Here is a 17,898-nt window from a genome sequence, read left to right as displayed (position 1 = left end):
GTATGGACTTCTTTGGAACAATAATGGCCCCGTTCAAGTGGCTGGTTTCCATCATCATGATCGGATTCCACGATGGCCTGAGCGCCATCGGCCTTCCGGCTGCCAACGGCTGGACGTGGACGCTGTCCATCATCGGGCTGGTGCTGGTGATCCGCGCTGCCCTTATCCCCGTTTTCGTCAAGCAAATCAAGGCCCAGCGCGGCATGCAGTTGCTGCAGCCTGACTTGAAGAAGATGCAGGAAAAATACAAGGGCAAGACCGACCAGCTCTCCCGCCAGGCCATGGCGCAGGAGCAGATGGCGCTGTACAAGAAGCACGGTACCAACCCGTTCTCAGCCTGCCTGCCCATGCTCATCCAGATGCCGTTCTTCTTCGCACTGTTCCAGGTGCTTTCGGGCATAACGGCTGCCAAGGACCAGGGCCAGGGCATCGGCGCCATGAGCCATGACCAGGTGGTCCAGTTCGACGCGTCGAGCATCTTCGGTGCTCCGCTGTCGTCTGCGCTTCTTCACGGTGGTGCCACCAACGTTGCCGTTGTCGTACTGAGCATCGTGATGATCCTCGCCATGACGGCCTCGCAGTTCATCACACAGAAGCAGATCATGGCCAAGAACATGTCCGAAGAGGCCATGGCCAGCCCGTTCATGCGCCAGCAGAAAATGATGCTCTACATCCTGCCGATCGTCTTTGGCGTGGGTGGCATCAACTTCCCCATCGGTGTCCTCATCTACTGGACCACCACCAACCTCTGGACCATGGCCCAGCAGTTCTTCGTCATCCGCCGCATGCCGACGCCGGGATCCCCCGCCGCCAAGGCCCTCGCCGAGCGCCGTGCCGCCAAAGGCCTTCCGGCCCTGCCCATCCTGGGAGGCAAGAAGGCCGACGTTGAGGCTGAGGCTGCCGCCGCTGCCGCGGTTGCCGAGGCCAAAGGCCAGCGCATCCAGCCACAACGTAAGAACAGGAAGAAGAAGTAATGTCTGTCGATAGCACCGAAAACGCCGTTACCGCTGAGGCCACTGAAGACCAGGACGACGCCCGGGACGAGAGCCAGGATTCGGGCAAGGGTTCTTCCGCGAGCCGGCTGGAAGAGGAAGGCGACGTCGCAGCCGACTATCTCGAAGAGCTGCTGGACATCGCCGACATTGACGGCGACATCGACATCGAGGTCCGGAACGGACGGACCTACATTTCCATCGTGGCCGAGGAAGAGTCATCAGGGTTGGACAGCCTCGTCGGCCGTGACGGTGAAGTGCTGGAAGCCCTGCAGGAGCTGACCCGCCTTTCCGTACTCTCAGCCACCGAAAACCGGTCCCGGCTGGTGCTGGACATCAACGGATACCGGCAGGAGCGTGCCGGCCACCTGCAGAAGATTGCAGAGGACGCCGTAGCCTCCGTCAAGGAATCCGGAAACGCTGTGGCGCTGGAGCCGATGAGCGCTTACGAGCGGAAGATCGTTCACGACGCTGTGGCCGATCTTGGTTTCGTCAGCGAATCCGAAGGCGAAGGTGCCGGGAGGCACATCGTTGTCTCCGCAGACTGAAGACGCCGGGACGCTGACAATGGTTGACATCACTGCCGCGGAGCTGAAGGCAGCCGAGGCGATCTTTGGTGATCGCCTCGACCTGGCCAAACGCTATGTGGAGCACCTGGCCACATCCGGGACCGAGCGGGGACTGATCGGCCCCCGCGAGGTTCCCCGGCTCTGGAGCCGGCACGTACTGAACTGTGCAGTCATTGAGCGGGAAATCGCAGCCGGCAGCCACGTCGCGGACGTTGGAAGCGGTGCCGGGCTGCCGGGCTTGTGCCTGGCAATTGCCCGTCCTGACCTGGAACTGACGCTGATCGAACCGCTGGAACGCCGGGTGATCTGGCTACAGGAAGTCGTGGACGATCTTGGGCTGACCAACGTCACCGTGATGCGCACCCGGGCCGAACTGGCTGTGGGCATGGTGAACGCCGACGTCGTCACGGCCCGGGCAGTGTCCGCGTTGTCGAACCTGGCCGGTCTGACCATCCCCCTGCTTGCGGGCAAGGGCGAGGTCGTGGCCATCAAGGGACGCAGTGCCGGCGAAGAAATCGAGAAGGCTGCCAAAGCCATCCGGAAGCTCGGTGGGGTGCAGACATCCGTCGTAGTAGTCGGTGAGGACCTCTTGGAGGAACCCACCACTGTGGTCCGAATCATCGTTAATAAGAAGCAAAAGATTGCCTAGCCGCTGGCCCGGTGCCACAGGACTTTAGGGGGAAGCGGTTAGGCTAGTGAACGGCAGAAAAAGCCGAATGAGAGTGAGTGTGTCACAGTGACCAGTAGCGAAGCCTCCACACAGCGGATACCCCCGTTTGTGTCCCTGGGGTCCGCACGGGCCATTGTTGCGCCCTCAATCGCGCAGAGTGACTCGTGGAATCATCTGAATTCGGTTGCAAACCGCTCCAAGTCGACCGCGGTTTCACGTGAAACTTCGAGCTCGGTCAGCGGGAACATCATGGACTCCATCGATGATTCGAGCCCCATCGCCCGCGACCTTGCGCACGAGAACAAACGCCGTGAACGCCTGGTCGGCCGGCAGCTTCCCAAGCCTGAGAAAACCCGCGTCTTCACGGTTTCCAACCAGAAGGGCGGCGTTGGCAAGACCACCACCACGGTGAACATTGCCGCTGCCCTCGCGGCTGCAGGACTGAACGTCCTGGTCATTGACATTGATCCCCAGGGCAACGCCTCCACTGCCCTCGGGATAGAGCACCATGCGGATGTGGACAGCATCTACGACGTCCTGATCAACGATTTGCCCCTCAAGGATGTTGTGGCTCCGTGCCCGGACATAGCCAACCTGATTTGTGCCCCCGCCACTATCCACCTGGCCGGTGCGGAAATCGAGCTGGTCTCCCTCGTTGCCAGGGAGCAGCGGCTCCGGCGAGCGATTGACGTCTACGCCAAGGAACGCGAGAAGGCCGGCGAGGCGCGTCTTGATTACATCTTCATCGACTGCCCGCCAAGCCTGGGCCTTCTCACCGTCAATGCCTTCTGCGCCGCCGGAGAGGTCCTGATCCCCATCCAGTGCGAGTACTACGCCCTGGAAGGCCTCAGCCAGCTCCTCAAGAACATTGAAATGATCCAGAAGCACCTCAACGCCGACCTGGTTGTTTCGACGATTCTCCTCACCATGTACGACGGCCGCACGAACCTTGCTGCACAGGTGGCTGCCGAAGTACGTCAGCACTTCCCTGACCAGGTCCTTGGCGCAGTGGTTCCGCGGTCCGTCAGGATCTCGGAGGCACCCAGTTACCAGCAGACTGTGATGACCTACGATCCGTCCTCCAGCGGTGCACTCTCCTACTTGGAAGCCGCAGCGGAAATCGCTGAACGTTAGAATTTTCAACAATTGCACTAGCCAGAGCCGGGTCTGCCGGGCTCTTCCATTGGAGGGATTTAACCATGAGCGATAAGCGACGCGGCCTCGGTCGTGGTCTTGGCGCACTCATTCCAAGTTCCGCTCCGGCTAACGCTTCGGGTAACGGCGCAGCGCCTTCACGCCCTGTTGACCTGTTTTTCCCGGAAGCCAGGAAGAAGCCGACGACGGCTGCCAGCGTTCTCATTGAAGAGGACGCAGCTGCTGCGGCGCCAGAAAAGCCACGCTCCGGGAATGCTGCGGCTGAAAAGACTTCCGGAAACAAGGCGGCTTCAGCGAAGGCTGCGGATGCTTCTGGTTCGGCTGCAACCAAGAGCCCGGCCAATGGTGCGGCGTCTCCTGACACGAAATCTCCTGCCCGGAAAACTGTTGCCAGCTCCGGTGCCGCAAAGCAGCCCGAAGCTGATGCAGCTGCACAAAGTGAGACCGCTTCAGGCCCGGCTACAGCCACCGACGACGGACCGGAGCTGGTGGAGGTTCCCGGCGTCCGGTTTGCTGAGATCCCGGTCGGTGACATTCATCCGAATCGGAAGCAGCCGCGTTCCGTCTTCGACGAGGACGACATGGCGGAGCTTATTCACTCCGTGCGCGAAATAGGCGTTCTCCAGCCAATTGTGGTCCGCACCTCAACCGAAAAGGGTGGCGAACCGTATGAGCTCGTCATGGGTGAACGCCGCTGGCGTGCAGTACAGGCCGCAGGGCTCGAAACCATCCCGGCAATCGTCAGGGACACCACGGATGATGACCTGCTTCGGGACGCACTCCTCGAAAACCTTCACCGCAGCCAGCTGAACCCCCTCGAAGAAGCCGCTGCCTACCAGCAGCTGCTCGAGGACTTCGGCACGACCCACGAGCAGCTTGCCGACCGCATTGGCCGTTCGCGTCCCCAGGTCTCGAATACGCTCCGTCTCCTCAAGCTGCCGCCACTGGTCCAGCGCCGGGTCGCAGCCAGTGTTCTGTCCGCGGGCCATGCACGGGCCCTGCTTGCCCTTCCTGATGCGGCAGCGATGGAGCGCCTCGCCCAGAAGATCGTCGCAGAGGGAATGTCGGTTCGCGCCACCGAGGAGGCTGTCACTCTGTACCAGAGCCCGGCGGCACCCACTAAGAACAACGTCCCCCGCCCGGGCGCACGCCACGAACGCTTGGATTACCTCGCATCGTCACTTTCGGATCGGCTGGACACCAACGTCAAGATCTCCCTTGGAGCCAGGAAAGGGCGCGTGAGCATCGAGTTCGCCAGCGTGGAAGACCTCAACCGGATCATGGAAGTACTGTCACCTGGTTCCGAGAACTAAGACCTCAGCAGTGAAGTAGGGCCTGTTTCACGTGAAACAGGCCCTTTTCGTTTGTCCTTTTGATTCGGCGTAGCTACTCTAGTCGGCCAGGGCAGTTGTGCAGTTGTGCACTACTGCTGTCCTTGCTGTACATGCAGTTGGACATGATTCTGCTTGTCCGGTCGCCACCTCGTTGGCGCTACTAGTTTGGCGAGACCATGCGGCGATGCTCCGAGGTGGGCTGGAATGCCCTGCTTTCCAACTCGAATTCCTTGGCACGGGTGGTTCGGAGGGGCTCTGAGGGGCTGCTGGAGTATCCCCTGAGGCCTTCTGGAGCCTTGTGAGTCCCGGCCTGCTGTTCGCTGATCCGGGGACGCCCCTAGCGGCGGATGGCGCACCCAGAGCGCCGCACAGGCCCCACCGCTACGGAATCACCGATGTTGGGCGGATTTTCAGCTGTAAATTGCGGGGAACCGCTCATCTCCACGTCTCGGCAGGTTTCGGACCAAAAGGATGTGGTCAGGCCCAAACATCACTGCGCCATCGCTGCACGCCTATATGGGAGTCGCGCTCCGGAAGCTAACGCTGGAAGGCCCGATAAAGTTGCGGAGGCGGATTGTTATGCAGTGAGGTTCGGGCGACGGCTTGCGATTGGTCGCCAAGAGTCAGCATCGGCGCCGGCCAACACGGTGAACTAACCTGGTTTCACCAATATGAACTTCCATCGTGGCGTGAAGGTTCGGTGGAACAGACGCGCGATGGTTCTATCGGGGTGGTCACGACAGGGAGTCTGCCTCTGGGCTCTCCCCGTTCAGCCGGATGTGGCCCCCCGGCTTCTTGGTTGCACAGTTTGAATTGCCCTCATGTTTCACGTGAAACATGGTGGCCCACGGCGGTTCAGTGGCGGTTGCACTGGGCACGACGAGGATGATGGCAGACTGGCGCATCGGCGCATCGGCGCATCGGCGCATCGGCGCATTCGGGGATTCGGGAGGCTGTGGAGGCGCCAGTACTGGGTGTGTCCATGCCGCGCTGTCTTTGAAAGGTGCGCGAATGGACAGCGCGGAGGGACTACTGCCCGCTTCGTCCGCTGGCTTCTACCGGCATATGCAGGACACATGCGGACGAATTCCGCGCCACGAAGCACAGCGGGTAGACGGGCTATCTGATCAAGACACCCAAACATGGTCTGTCTACGTCGACGGTTTGACCACGGCTAGATTTAAGACATCCGGAAGGCTGGTCCGTGTGTTCGGATGACTCTTGTCTGCGTTGTTCCCGCCTCTGCTTTGGGTACAACAGCTTGTTTTGCGGGCAGGTTGTTAGTTGTTGTCCGCGTCGAAAGGAGTACTCGCGCGGATGAAGCTGTTTGGGAGGCGGGGCAGTCATCAGGTAGGTCGTTGCTATGTATGAACCCCAGTGTGCAGCAGAGGAGCGGGTTGTGATCGCCGACTCTGATTCCGACACCATGGGCTCGTTGTCAATTCGACTCGGCCTTGGGGGGACCAGAAAGAAGGACCCAGGTCGCACGATCAAAGAGCCAGGAGAGGACCGGTGGTAACGGCGTATGGATCCGAGATGTTTCACGTGAAACGTGATCATCGCCTTTGATGGGCCGAGGCGCCCTACTCGTCATGCCGGGGACGCGTTAGAGGCTGCTTGATCTGTGGTTGACGGCAGTGACGCCGCGGCACTGAATCCCGGGCCACGGCTCCTTTTGTCTTCAACTATGTCTCCCCTGCTGCTAAGGTCCGTCGTGAGCGGAGGTGCCGGTGTTCTGAAGCCGCGACCTAGCCGGCGACGGGGTTCGACTGTGGCGCAACTCAGGATCCGTCAGCTGGAACTCGGGATGGTGATCTGAACTGGATGTTTCACGTGAAACGCGGAACATGCGGGTTGAGCCAAGTAGTCATACTTAATCTGCCGCGAATGGCGGCCTCTGCAATCCCGGTGGATAGCCATGAACGACACTGTTCCATGTACCCCCGTAGACCATGTCATCACGACGCCAGGATCCGCTGGGCCTCGCCCGGTGCTGCGGCTGCGATGTTGCCGGCAGGCCGACGGACAGATGCACTTGAATCTGCCGCAGCCTATCTCGAACCCTGTTCGTGCAGAACCGCGACCGGGCCACTGATGTATCAATCGATGTGATGCCGTGCAGGCCTCGAACGGAAGCCTCGGCCCACTCCAGCCATCCCTGCGTTGAGTGTAGCCAGTCTCCCCCGCGGGAATGTCTACTGGATGCGAACTTCGGTGGATCAACTAGCCATGGCAATCCACGCACTGGGAGCGTCATCGGGCTTCATGGCGAGTTCCCCGTTTCGTATCGAACCGCCTGGACGGTCCCCCATAGCGGCGCGGGTGATTCCGGTTTGAACCGTGACCCGGATGCCCGAGACGTGAGGTGCCTGGCTGGAGAGCCACAGAATTGAAGTATCGTGCCCTGCGGCCAGCGGCCCAACTTTGCGTACTACGTGCCGTGCCTTCGCTGGTCCGCGCGTCGCCTTGCTCGTTGACCATCGATCCGGGTGTGCTCTTCTTTGCGAACCGCCTCCGCGATCCCGCGGCATGCTAATGGGCGCCGGCGTAGCCCGAAGCATTTGGCGTCGCCACTTCACGATCGTTTTAGGACGTCACTGTTGAGCGCAGGAAGAAACGACAACAAGGAGGTCCGGTATGTGTTCTTGCGCTGGGCATTGGTGTCTCTAGTCCTGCGGCCTGGAGTCTTCTCAGTCCCCTCGGGTGGTGCCTGGCGGCATCCAAGCTTCTTGCCCAAGACCAGGCGCAGCGGACACAGCGGTGTATAACGAGGTGCATAACGTGGTGGATATCCCTGTGGATAACTTTGTGGATAGAGCCGGGATGAAGCGCTCTCGCCCAGGTTTTACGCGGCCGAACGTCAGCAGGCCCGAAAGACCGTTTTGGCGTCGTCGCGTTGCGTGTTTCACGTGAAACATCGCCCGCCGTTCTCTCCGAGGAAAAACAGCATCCAAAATCGGCAATTTCGGCCAATATCGCCCGATTCAAGCGTCTTTTGCGACTATTCCTGAAGACTAATCAGTACACTTCACAACCGTCGCATTAAGTGACTCGCGCCACAGGCGAGGGCGGCCCGATGCACGTATCGGTTATGTCGAGAGTCACAATGAGAACTTCGCTGCCGGAGCTGTGGATAAACATGTGGATATCGTCTGTGGAGAAACGAAGCAGGACTGGGGAAAAGTTGGCCCCACGACTGCTCCGCGGTGGATCGGATGATAGCCCGCTGTGCGCCCGACAGGCGCATCACGGTGACGATGTTCGTATGATCGCCATGGGGTCGCCGCAGAACCGGAAGCCTGCCTCTCCCCAAATCGTCACTGCGAGTGGCTGATGGTTGGCATCGAATGGTCTGATGAACGCGTTGTGCCAGGCATTGATGGCCGAAAAGATGCACATCTCGCTAGCCTTCACCCGACCCGCACCCGCACCCCGCACGACGACGATAGGGATCGGGCTATGGCACCTGGCGAGCATTTAGTCGGAACGGGGTTTGCCCGCGGCCAGAGGTGCACGGGATCCGTGAGGTGTTCCTTCTCACCTGCTTGGCCAAAGTGCATATGCGGCGAAGACATCCGACTGAGACATCGAAGACTCGTGCGCTGAGTACAGCGCTCAAGCTCCATCTCGGATCAGGCGCCTAAGGCCGGTTTCAGCCGAGCAGCTGAGAGGTCCGCTCTCTGGGGCGTTCTTCGGTCCGTTGCTCGGATTTGCCTGGCAGTCGTGCCGGCCCCGCATCGACGTTCAGCGTTGTTGCTGCTAGTCCACGGGGACGCCGTACGCTGTCCGAATGAATCTGCCTGGCCAGGATTGGTGATGGAACACTTCACGTGTGCTCGTGACGCTGCAACAGACGAGTTCGCGTGCAGTCGGTATGCCAGTGGACGTACCCGGCCAGGGTGGGGCGGGCAGAAGCGCCGGCGTATGGCACTGGATCGGGATCCGTTTCCAGTGCCGCAGCAGCGGGCCGGCTGGATCGGGACGGCCGGTTCGGAAGTGCAAGCAGCTCAGTGCGGCGGGTTCAGGGCGGCCGTGGAGCGCGGTGAACGTCCATCGCCTCGGCATCACTGAGGTTCGTTGCAGGCTGAGCCATGGGCTGTTGGAGTCAAAGCGCCGACGTGTCGGCGTGCTCCTGGACGGCAGATGTCTCTAGCGACGCTCAAGGCCGGGCGTGCAGTGCCGGCAACAACGTGAGCGTATGGCTGAGTCTCATGAGAGGCCGTGTGAGAGCCGCTCCTTTACCGGGCCGGGGCCACGTTCTCGACGATGGACAGGCCAGGTTTTCCGCAGCAGCAACCGATGTTCCCTGCACCTGATGGTTCACGCACTTGATGGTTCGAAAGACGACTTCGTTGGGCGTTGGATTGTGCAGGCGCTACTTGTGGCCCTGCGTATGCTCAATTGTTTTGCGCTCATTGCTGGTGTCGGTGTCTAAGCGGAGACGACCGGAGACCAACATATAGTCAGGACTGTGAGCTCTGGCTGCTCACCTTTGCGTGCTGCTGGAGCGTAGCCGCAAGAAGGTATTGGGCCGCGCTGTGTCCGTCTTGGTTTTCGCTTCCGTCGACCTCCGACGGCCTCCCAGACGATGCAGTGAAATCCAGATCGGTTTCTAAGCGCAGACGGAAACCGTGTTTCACGTGAAACACTAGTGGGCTTTCTGTGTCCATTCGACCTCCAGGCCCACCTCATGCGCTTGGCATTGGTGCCGGGTGCGCTGCGCACATTGCCTTTCTCGCGCAGCATCAAGAATGATTGAAGAAGCCCGTGAGCCCGATTGACCCCATCCTTCCTGCGTTCGTTCGGCAGTCCTCCGCTCGCACTGTCGAGATGCCCCGAGGAGGACGCAGCGATGGTTCGAGCGGTACACACACAATTGTCGTCCGGTTTCACGTGAAACATATTCGGGCCTGCCGAGTCGTTGACTCACGTCCGGAATGACTCTTCAGCAGAACGAGGAGCAGTTAGCGATATACACCTGGCAACTGCAATATATGGGCTCCAGGACCAAATGGGCTATGGACTATTGCTAGAGCCCGCAGAAATAGCAATCTGCGGAGTGCTCGCGGTCGGATATGTGGCGAGTGAATCATAGTGGAGATCCAAGTGAGGTCCTGGCACTAGTTGCCACCACAGGTACTGTTTTCAGGGAGCAGCCGACCGGAGGGCTTCCGTTCAGGTCGGTTCAGTCCCCTGCCGGGATCATCCGTCTGTGCAATATCCACTTCAGCCGGATTACCGTAGTGGGCAGAGTGGCCTCTCCCGTCACCGCCAACGAATGCACAGGCGAAGTGTTTGGCTCAATTTCTCATCGAATTGCACGCAACTCTGAAACGGAGCCATAGCGGGATAGGTGGCGGTTCCTCGAAATTGAACCTCAAGGGGTAGGGATTCAGGTGTCTCCCGTGCGTCGCGGAGCCGTGGAGCTGCTCCACCCCTCCGCTGCTCCCCTTCTGCCGGGCTGACCATCCGCGTTCCCCCGTGGTGCGTTTGATCTGCGAACCTTGTTGGGCCTTGAGGTTTGCTGTGGACTCGACACGGGAAGTTCGCACTGGGGGTGTGAGCGAGCTTCGGATTCGCATGCCACCTCGGATGTTTCACGTGAAACGTACGGCCACCTCAGGTGCTGATTCTTCGTTTGGCCTAACCGGTGCCAATGGCAGATCGTCGTCGTCGGGCTGCGCCCCTCTTGCGTGAACAGTCCGCGATGCTCCGTCAACCACTGCGTGGTTCGATTTGAAGGTCTTCGCCGCCGGCCCCGGTTCCAGCTCGTGAGTGGGCGACGGCTCGGCTCGGATGATGAAGGTGAACCATGGTAATGGCAGCATGCGGCTTAGCGGAACCGTCCAACTAACTACGGACAGGGAAAGATTCTGGGTGCGGACCCGACTCATGAGGCACGAACACCAGATGAAACGATCAGGGAAGAACTCATCACCGCACAATAGCGGTTCATTGGCCACATTCACCTGGTACTTGCAGCTGACAGCAATCCCCGGCGCGTCGACGAATGGTGTCCCATACCCTCCGCCGGACGGGGTGCGTTGATCCCGGGACTCCCTGTCCTCTTGACACACGCTTAGATCTTGAAGCATTCAGATCCGATGGGAACATCGATTCCATGATCCGGGTGCAGCCAGCTGGGCCTTCGACGTGCCCGCATGCCTAGCCGTTCGGTGGGTGCGACGAGTCTACGAGAGTCGAAATCGCCACCGGCGGAAATCAAGTCTGTAGCGCTTTGGAGGCGTAGCTAAACGGACGCAATGGCGACTTCTGCGCGCCCATCCCCTGGCTGCGGCCCTGTGGATTCATGACGGGCCGAGCGGAGGCACGCTCCCCGGTCCAGGGTTGGGGATCAACGGCATGCTGTTCGCCACTTGGAGACTCGAGAGCAGAGATTCCCGCGCGTTGGGCGGGTGGGTTCCTGCCGAAGTCAGCAAGGGTTGGCCTTTAGTGGGTAGGTCACCTGGCAAGACGTGCATAGGTCGGTCGTGGCCGAGAAGGAGGGTGCCGTGGAGTCGTGGGACTCATGGCACGCGGGCGAGGAAGGGGCCATTCGGCCAGTCCTATGTTTCACGTTTCACGTGAAACATTGTCATTCAGAAACTAGTGAACGGGACTGCGCTGTCATTCCATCCCTCGCCTGTACGCACCTCTTGGGGCCACACCCGGCCGGCTTCGACCCCATCGGCCTTCACCCATTTCGGGTCACGGTGTTTCGGGTGTTTCACGTGAAACAGTTGCCGTCAGATCCGCTAGGTGCTGGCACCCCGCCCGGACCGCATGCGGACCAGTCACAGTGTCCCCACGTCAGGCAAATATCCTGGCGTGGGCCCGGAATCCTTCTGAGGAAGAGCACCATTTGAAGCAACTTACCTAAGTTGAAGTTGGGCTTTTAGGACCACTCCCCCCAGTGCTGCTGGAGCCACCTACACCTCAAACGCTGACTCCCACCCTAAACGGCGATCTGCATCTCAAGCGCATACTCCCAACCCACCGGAAAATCGCCCAGGGAACGAAAAACGGTGGCCATCACCCTGATGAGTGATGGCCACCGTTTCTGCGGGTGGAAGTCCGGCCTACCCAAAATTCCGGGGGCACGTGGTCCGCTGCGTTTGATCCGCTCCAGGCGGTCAACGTGCTACGACAGGACGTCGGCGAATTCCTTCTCGAAGAACTGCTTCGGCTTGGCGCCGATGACGGTGTTCCTTACCTCGCCACCCTGGAACAGGTAGACGGCCGGAATTGAGGTGATGCCGTACTCGGCTGCGATAGCCGGGTTGTCGTCAACATTTACCTTGACGACATTGACCTTCTCGCTGTACTCAACGGAGATCTCGTCCAGGATCGGGCCCAGCTTGCGGCAGGGACCGCACCATTCGGCCCAGAAGTCCACGATGACCGGCTTGTCGGCCGACAGAACATCCGTGCTGAAACTTGCGTCGGTTACGTCTTTTGCGTTGCTCATTAGCTTGTTGTTTCCCTTCGGATCAATAGTGCGCTGTTTAGGCGTGGAAGTCTGCGAGGTAGTGCTCGACGTCGATAGCTGCAACGCAGCCAGAGCCGGAGGCTGTGATTGCCTGGCGGTACGTGGGGTCCACAACGTCGCCGGCCGCGAATACGCCCTTGACGCTCGTCTTGGAACTGCGGCCTTCGACGGCGATGGTCCCCTCCGGAGTGAGGTCCAGAGTGTCCTTGATCAGGTCGGTGCGGGGATCGTTTCCAATGGCCACGAAGACGCCCGTCACGGCCAGTTCCGACTCGGTGCCGTCCACAAGGCTCTTCAGCTTCAGGCCGGTGACTTTGTCTCCGCCGAGGACGTCGTCAACGGCGGTGTTCCACACGAAATTAATCTTCTCGTGGGCCTGTGCGCGGTCCGCCATGATCTTGGAGGCCCTCAGCGTGTCCCGGCGGTGAACGACCGTGACTGACTTGGCGAACTTGGTGAGGAACAGTGCTTCTTCCATGGCGGAGTCTCCGCCGCCGATAACGGCGATGTCCTGATCCTTGAAGAAGAAACCGTCGCAGGTTGCACACCAGCTAACGCCGTGGCCTGAGAGTCGCTTCTCGTTCGGAAGGCCGAGCTCGCGGTAAGCCGATCCGGTGGAGAGGATGATGGAGCGGGCCTGGAAGGTCTCGCCCGTGGCGATGGTGACGGTCTTGATGTCGCCGTTGAGGTCCAGTTTGGTGACGTCCTCGAACTGGATCTCCGTGCCGAAACGGGCGGCCTGCTTTTCGAAGTTCTCCATCAGGTCCGGGCCCATGATGCCCTCGGGGAACCCGGGGTAGTTCTCCACGTCGGTGGTGTTCATCAGTTCCCCGCCGGCGGTGACGGAACCGGCAAGGAGCAGCGGCTTCAGGTTGGCTCGTGCCGTATAGACTGCAGCCGTGTAGCCTGCAGGGCCGGAGCCGACGATGATGACATCACGTACCGGGGACGCGGTGTTTTCTGCGTTGCTCACTGAACGGTGAACCTCTTCCTTAGTCGATGCGCCTGCTTTTGCTGGCCGGCCACATGGCACAACCTATTGTTGGTGCTGAATATTCCGGGGAATGCGGTAGCCCAACAAGACGCCACCACTCAGGGTACCGTCTCGTCGGGCTGGGAGACGCCGTGTTACCGGGCCTCGAACGCGTTCATGAACCCGTTGCTGCCGGGCCAGGGGCTGCCTACTGGACCTTGATCTCGGCGAGTCGGAGTCCGTAGCCGAAGCGCGTCTTGGGCGCCGCCAGCTTCGGGAGGTTCTTGATGGTCACAATCACATACTGCGCCGTCACAGGCTCAGAAAGCGGCATGGTCAGGTCCGGCGAGGTGAAGCTGTTGCTTCCAACCTGCTTGGCGCCCTCCATGGACGGGCGGTCATTCGTCAGCACACTGATGCTGCCGCCGGAACCGCCCAGCTGGCTAAGGGTGATGGAAGAGACTTTCGACGGACTCTTCAGTTTGACGACGAGTGACACGTCAGGTGCCAGGCCGCCCCAGTTGTCCGTGGCGAACTCCATATCCGACCAGTAGCTTGCACCGTTGCCGTCAAAGGTCTTTGACAGGTCGCCGTCATAAGTGGCGGCAAAGTCAAAGTCGCCCAGGCGGGATACTCCGTCGACCGCCGGCGGGCCTGCCACCGGTGAGGCGGACTCGCTCGGTTTGGCCTCCCCCGACGTCTGCGGCTGGGACGCACCGGAGGTTCCCGGGGCGGGATTGCTCTGGGGCTCGCTCTTGAACAGGCTTCCCAGGTTGGATACGGCAAAGATGAGGCCTACTACCAGTACGGCGGCCAGCAGCCCGCCCACGAGCCATCGCATTGACCGGGGCTCGCGCTCCACGGGCTCATCGTCGTCGTAGTATTCGTCTGTCTCATCATCCCGACTGTTTCGGGCAAAAGCCGGGAAAGTGCCGGCCATGCGCTCTCGCGCCGTCTTGGCGGGCCCGGTGGCAGGGGCCGCTTCATCCCCGTAGTCATAGTCATCGTCGGCCCACAGGGACACTTTTGGAGATTCCGCAGCCGGGGCCTGGGCCTTTAGCGCTTCGGTGTTCCGCGGTGCGCTGGGCGCTGACGCCGGCGTGCTGGCCTGCGGGGAAACGGCCTGCTGCGGGGTGGTCGCCTGGGGTGCAGTGGAAGGATCCCCGGATGATTTGCCCGCCGCCGCTCCGGCAGCAAGCCCGGCGGCACCGGCCGCACCGGCGGCTGCAGCCCCGGCACCGGGTCCGCGTCCATTGGCAGCACCGGCGCCGGAGGAGCCAAGGGAGGGCGCCGCCGACGGGCGCGCCGGTGCAGCGCGAGGCGGCACCACCGGGGGCGTCGACTGTTTGCCGACCTGGCCAGCGGGCTTGTTGTTGCCGTAATTGATGTAGCCGGCGTCGACCTCTTCTTCGTCGTAGAGGCCGTCATAGGTCTCGGGCTCGTGGGACCGGGCCTGACCGAAAATCTCGCTTCCGAGGGTGTCGGTAAAGAAGGGCTCAACGTACGGAGGGTGGGACGCAACCACAAGGTCCAGGAGATCGGCAGCCGATGTGTGGTTGGTGATCAGGTAGGTTGTGGAATCGCTTACGCCAAGGTCCAGGATCTGGACATTTCCGGGACGTTCTCCGGTGGCAACCTCGCGGGCGCTTTGGGCTACCTGCTCCGCGTTGTCCGGACCCGCAACCAGGATGCTCACCGGCCGGTTGAGGACTTGGTCAACACCATCCAGCACCAGATCATGGTCGTGTGAGGTCAATACGGTGGCGGTGACCTTGTAGCGGCCGCCGAGCACTGATCCAACATCGATCGGGTGGGACACGGGTTCCTCCTAGACTGTCCGGGGAATCGCCGCTTCGGTCGTGCCAAAGCGGATCCGCCGGTTAGCCGGTTAATTTCTGGTCTGTAATTACCCTAGTTAGCTTCTGATCCTAGCCGATGGAGCATAACGGCCGTGTGAGACAGGCGCTGTGAAACCACCGCATTGTCACCTTTTCTTCCTCCGGTGCCTGCTGAAGTACGGGTTGCGGCCGGCCGTTCCCTGGAATGTCCTGCGGCCAGGCAGCGGGATCTCCTCACGCATGATGCTTCCCCGGGCGGTATTGGGCACTTCCTCTGCCGGGAGGTATTCGTCCGCGGATGCCGGACCCTGCCCGTCGTGGTGCTGTACCGGTTCTTCAACCTGGGGTCCCGCACGGAACGACGCAGCGTCGAACTCTCCGGAAATCCTGGGAATCAGGCCGGTGTCAACCGAAACCGTGGCGCGCTCCGCCGTCGCACGTCCCCGTGCCGCAGGGGTGCCCGCCGGCGTCCCCGCGGAGGGTTCCTCCGGTCCGGCGGCGGCGGGGGCTGAGCGCCGGCCCAGGCGGCCGAGCAGGGGCTGCAGCAGGTCGCGAAGTTCGGTGACGCGGAAAAGCTTCAGCAGCATCAGGTACGCCACGAGCATCACGGGTCCGACGACGACAATGGTCACCAGGGCCTCGATCCTGCCGCTCCAGGCAAACCCATCGGCACTGTAGCTGCCCATGAGCCAAAGCCCACCGGCACCTGCCACAGCGGAACCCAGCGCCGCGTAACCCATCCGGATGTAGGAGTTGGCGATCCGGGGACCGTCCAGATGACCCAACAGGCGGCGGAGGAAAAACGCGCTCACAACCACCGACAGGATGTTTCCGCCCGTGTACAGGATGGCAATGGCGAAGATGATCTGATCGAAGGGCAGGAACTGAATGCTGAACGCCGCCACGACGTTGACGAGGGCCAGCACGAGCTGGATGTAGAACGGCGTCCGGGCGTCCTCGTTGGCGTAAAAAACCCGGGACATCATGAAGTTGGCGCTCATGAACGGTGTGCTGAGTGCCAGGATGGTGAGCGTCTGGGCGAGCATCACGCCGTCCTGCTCTTTTCCGCCCGAGAAGAACATGCCCAGCGGCCCGGCGAGGGCGAACAGCGCCAGTGCCCCGAAGACCGTGGCCACTGCCATGGTCCTGAGGCCGTGCGACAGCGCGTCCCGCAACTCGGCCCGGTTACCGTCCTGGACTGCCCGGGTCATCCGGTTGAACAGCACGGTCGCGAGGGACAGGGCAATGATGGAGTGCGGCAGCAGGTACAGCTGGCTGGCCACCTCCAGCACGGCGTTGCCGGGCAGGGTGGCGGCAGCAGTGAGGTCCCCCGCGCGCTCAAGGCGAAGCCGCTCGGCACCCGGAATGGTGGCAATGCGCATCACGTACAGGAAAGCGAGCTGCCCGACGGCGGCAGTGAGCAGCGTCCAGACGCTCAGTTTTGCGGCCTGTCCCAGGCCAACCCCGCGCCAGCCGAACCTGGGCCGGAGCCGCAGCCGGAGCCGGAACACCGGAATCAGCAGGATGGCGGTCTGGGCCACCACACCGATGGTGGAGAACCCGGCCACCAGGAAGGTCTGGGTGGGGCCCCAGTTGTCCAGGGTGTGGGGATTCGTGAGGTTGGGCCCGAGGATCCAGATGAACATGCCCAGGCCGGCAATGGCCACGATGTTGTTCAGGATGGGTGCCCACATGGCGGGACCGAAGGCGCCGTTGGCGTTCAGCACCTGCGTCAGCAGGGCGTACAGGCCGTAGAAGAAGATCTGCGGCAGGCACCAGAACGCGAAGGACACCGCGAGTGATTTCTGTTCAGGTGAGTACCCCTGCGTGGTCAGCTCAATGACCCACGGAGCCAGGAGGGTGACGAGCAGGGTCAGGCTCACAAGCACCAGGACAGCCAGCGTGAGCAGGCGGCTGATGTAGTCCGCTCCCCTGTCCGGGCCCTTGCTGGCCTTGATGATCTGGGGCACCAGGACGGCGTTGAACACGCCGCCGGCCACCAGCAGGAAAATCAGGTTCGGCAGGTTGTTTGCGTTGATGAAGGTGTCATTGACCGTGGAGCCCAGGCCAAGGGCAAAACCCAGCATCCAGGTCTTGCCGAAGCCCAGGAAGCGGGAGACCAGGGTCCCTGCGGCCATGATGGCGCTGGAACGGGCCTCTCCCCGCTGGACAGTCCGGGAATCGGCCTGGGATTCGGCCGAGCCCGGTTCGGGAGTGGCTGGATTGGCTGCTGACATGGCCTTCATCGTCTCAAAGGTGCGCAGTTACGCACGTGGGCGCTTCATGGAATCCGTCACATGACCTCAGAGGTGTTCCGGCAGTACTTCTCTGGCGAGGTCGGCAATGCGGCGTTCATTCGGAAAAGATAGCTTGCGTGCGAGCTCCTGGATGGGCACCCAGGCGACATCCACGGCTTCCTGGTCGGGATCGTTTTCGATGGTCAGCTCGCCGCCGGTAGCCCGAAGCAGGTAGTGGTGGACGGTCTTGTGGACCCGGTGCCCGCTGACCGTGAACCAGTAGTCGATGCTGCCGAGCGGCGCCAGGATGTTGCCGCTGATGCCCGTTTCCTCGGCGATCTCGCGGACTGCCGCTTCCTCGTTCTTTTCCTTGCCCTCAGGGTGGCCCTTCGGCAGGCACCATTCGAGGCGGCCGCCGCGGTTAAGGCGGGCGATGATCGCAACCCTCAGCTCGCCGTCGGACGTGTCAACAACAACGCCGCCGGCGGAGACTTCCTCGACGGTAGGCAGCGAGGCCGGCCCCGGGTGCTGGGCGGGCGCGACATGGGCACCGATTGCCGACGGCAACGGTGGGTTTGTCCTCCTGCCTGGAGCACTCGGTACGGGATGGGCCATGAAGTCCACTCTAACGACTCTTGCCC

At 61.5% G+C, this 17,898-nt stretch carries 10 protein-coding genes; 5 read left to right on the top strand and 5 right to left on the bottom strand.

All coding sequences use genetic code 11. From position 1 onward, the window contains the following. Positions 1 to 2: 2 nt before the first annotated feature. The 5 genes from yidC to AB0N24_RS08280 all read left to right on the top strand — a co-directional run bounded on the left by yidC (position 3) and on the right by AB0N24_RS08280 (position 4,699). On the top strand, positions 3 to 974 hold the full coding sequence (gene yidC / locus AB0N24_RS08300) for a membrane protein insertase YidC (protein ID WP_364122775.1): 972 nt from the start codon (positions 3 to 5) through the stop codon (positions 972 to 974). Further along, a complete protein-coding gene (locus AB0N24_RS08295) occupies positions 974 to 1,540 on the top strand; it encodes a R3H domain-containing nucleic acid-binding protein (protein WP_364122773.1) in 567 nt (188 codons plus the stop codon). Before yidC ends, AB0N24_RS08295 begins: the two co-directional genes overlap by 1 nt. A gap of 19 nt (positions 1,541 to 1,559) precedes the next feature. Then, positions 1,560 to 2,210, top strand: coding sequence for a 16S rRNA (guanine(527)-N(7))-methyltransferase RsmG (rsmG, locus tag AB0N24_RS08290; protein WP_364122771.1), 651 nt, complete (start codon positions 1,560 to 1,562; stop codon positions 2,208 to 2,210). 87 nt (positions 2,211 to 2,297) lie between these two features. Then, positions 2,298 to 3,365: a ParA family protein gene (locus tag AB0N24_RS08285; RefSeq protein ID WP_364122769.1), complete on the top strand. Its 1,068-nt coding sequence runs from the start codon at positions 2,298 to 2,300 to the stop codon at positions 3,363 to 3,365. A gap of 65 nt (positions 3,366 to 3,430) precedes the next feature. Beyond that, on the top strand, positions 3,431 to 4,699 hold the full coding sequence (locus AB0N24_RS08280; RefSeq protein ID WP_364122767.1) for a ParB/RepB/Spo0J family partition protein: 1,269 nt from the start codon (positions 3,431 to 3,433) through the stop codon (positions 4,697 to 4,699). A gap of 7,162 nt (positions 4,700 to 11,861) precedes the next feature. Here the strand turns inward: AB0N24_RS08280 and trxA are convergent. The 5 genes from trxA to AB0N24_RS08255 all read right to left on the bottom strand — a co-directional run bounded on the left by trxA (position 11,862) and on the right by AB0N24_RS08255 (position 17,872). Then, positions 11,862 to 12,188 (bottom strand): thioredoxin, encoded by a 327-nt coding sequence (gene trxA, locus AB0N24_RS08275; protein WP_364122765.1) that lies wholly within the window; start codon positions 12,186 to 12,188, stop codon positions 11,862 to 11,864. A 37-nt stretch (positions 12,189 to 12,225) separates the two neighbouring features. Next, the gene (gene trxB / locus AB0N24_RS08270) at positions 12,226 to 13,182 is read right to left on the bottom strand and encodes a thioredoxin-disulfide reductase (protein ID WP_364122763.1); all 957 of its coding nucleotides are present in this window, start codon (positions 13,180 to 13,182) and stop codon (positions 12,226 to 12,228) included. Between the two features lie 208 nt (positions 13,183 to 13,390). Beyond that, positions 13,391 to 15,001, bottom strand: coding sequence for an ABC transporter substrate-binding protein (locus tag AB0N24_RS08265; protein WP_364122761.1), 1,611 nt, complete (start codon positions 14,999 to 15,001; stop codon positions 13,391 to 13,393). A gap of 165 nt (positions 15,002 to 15,166) precedes the next feature. Continuing rightward, on the bottom strand, positions 15,167 to 17,257 hold the full coding sequence (gene murJ, locus AB0N24_RS08260) for a murein biosynthesis integral membrane protein MurJ (protein ID WP_364122759.1): 2,091 nt from the start codon (positions 17,255 to 17,257) through the stop codon (positions 15,167 to 15,169). 66 nt (positions 17,258 to 17,323) lie between these two features. After that, positions 17,324 to 17,872, bottom strand: a complete 549-nt coding sequence (locus AB0N24_RS08255; RefSeq protein ID WP_364122757.1) for an NUDIX hydrolase — start codon at positions 17,870 to 17,872, stop codon at positions 17,324 to 17,326. Positions 17,873 to 17,898: the final 26 nt, after the last annotated feature.

Source organism: Arthrobacter sp. NPDC093128 (assembly GCF_040683875.1).
GTDB lineage: Bacteria > Actinomycetota > Actinomycetes > Actinomycetales > Micrococcaceae > Arthrobacter.
This window is presented reverse-complemented; position numbering and strand designations above follow the sequence as displayed.

Bases quoted from the DNA above. Each gene is read 5' to 3' on its own strand.
- yidC (WP_364122775.1), top strand. From the start codon at position 3: ATGGACTTCTTTGGAACAATAATGGCCCCGTTCAAGTGGCTGGTTTCC.
- AB0N24_RS08295 (WP_364122773.1), top strand. From the start codon at position 974: ATGTCTGTCGATAGCACCGAAAACGCCGTTACCGCTGAGGCCACTGAA.
- rsmG (WP_364122771.1), top strand. From the start codon at position 1,560: ATGGTTGACATCACTGCCGCGGAGCTGAAGGCAGCCGAGGCGATCTTT.
- AB0N24_RS08280 (WP_364122767.1), top strand. From the start codon at position 3,431: ATGAGCGATAAGCGACGCGGCCTCGGTCGTGGTCTTGGCGCACTCATT.
- trxA (WP_364122765.1), bottom strand. From the start codon at position 12,188: ATGAGCAACGCAAAAGACGTAACCGACGCAAGTTTCAGCACGGATGTT.
- murJ (WP_364122759.1), bottom strand. From the start codon at position 17,257: ATGTCAGCAGCCAATCCAGCCACTCCCGAACCGGGCTCGGCCGAATCC.
- AB0N24_RS08255 (WP_364122757.1), bottom strand. From the start codon at position 17,872: ATGGCCCATCCCGTACCGAGTGCTCCAGGCAGGAGGACAAACCCACCG.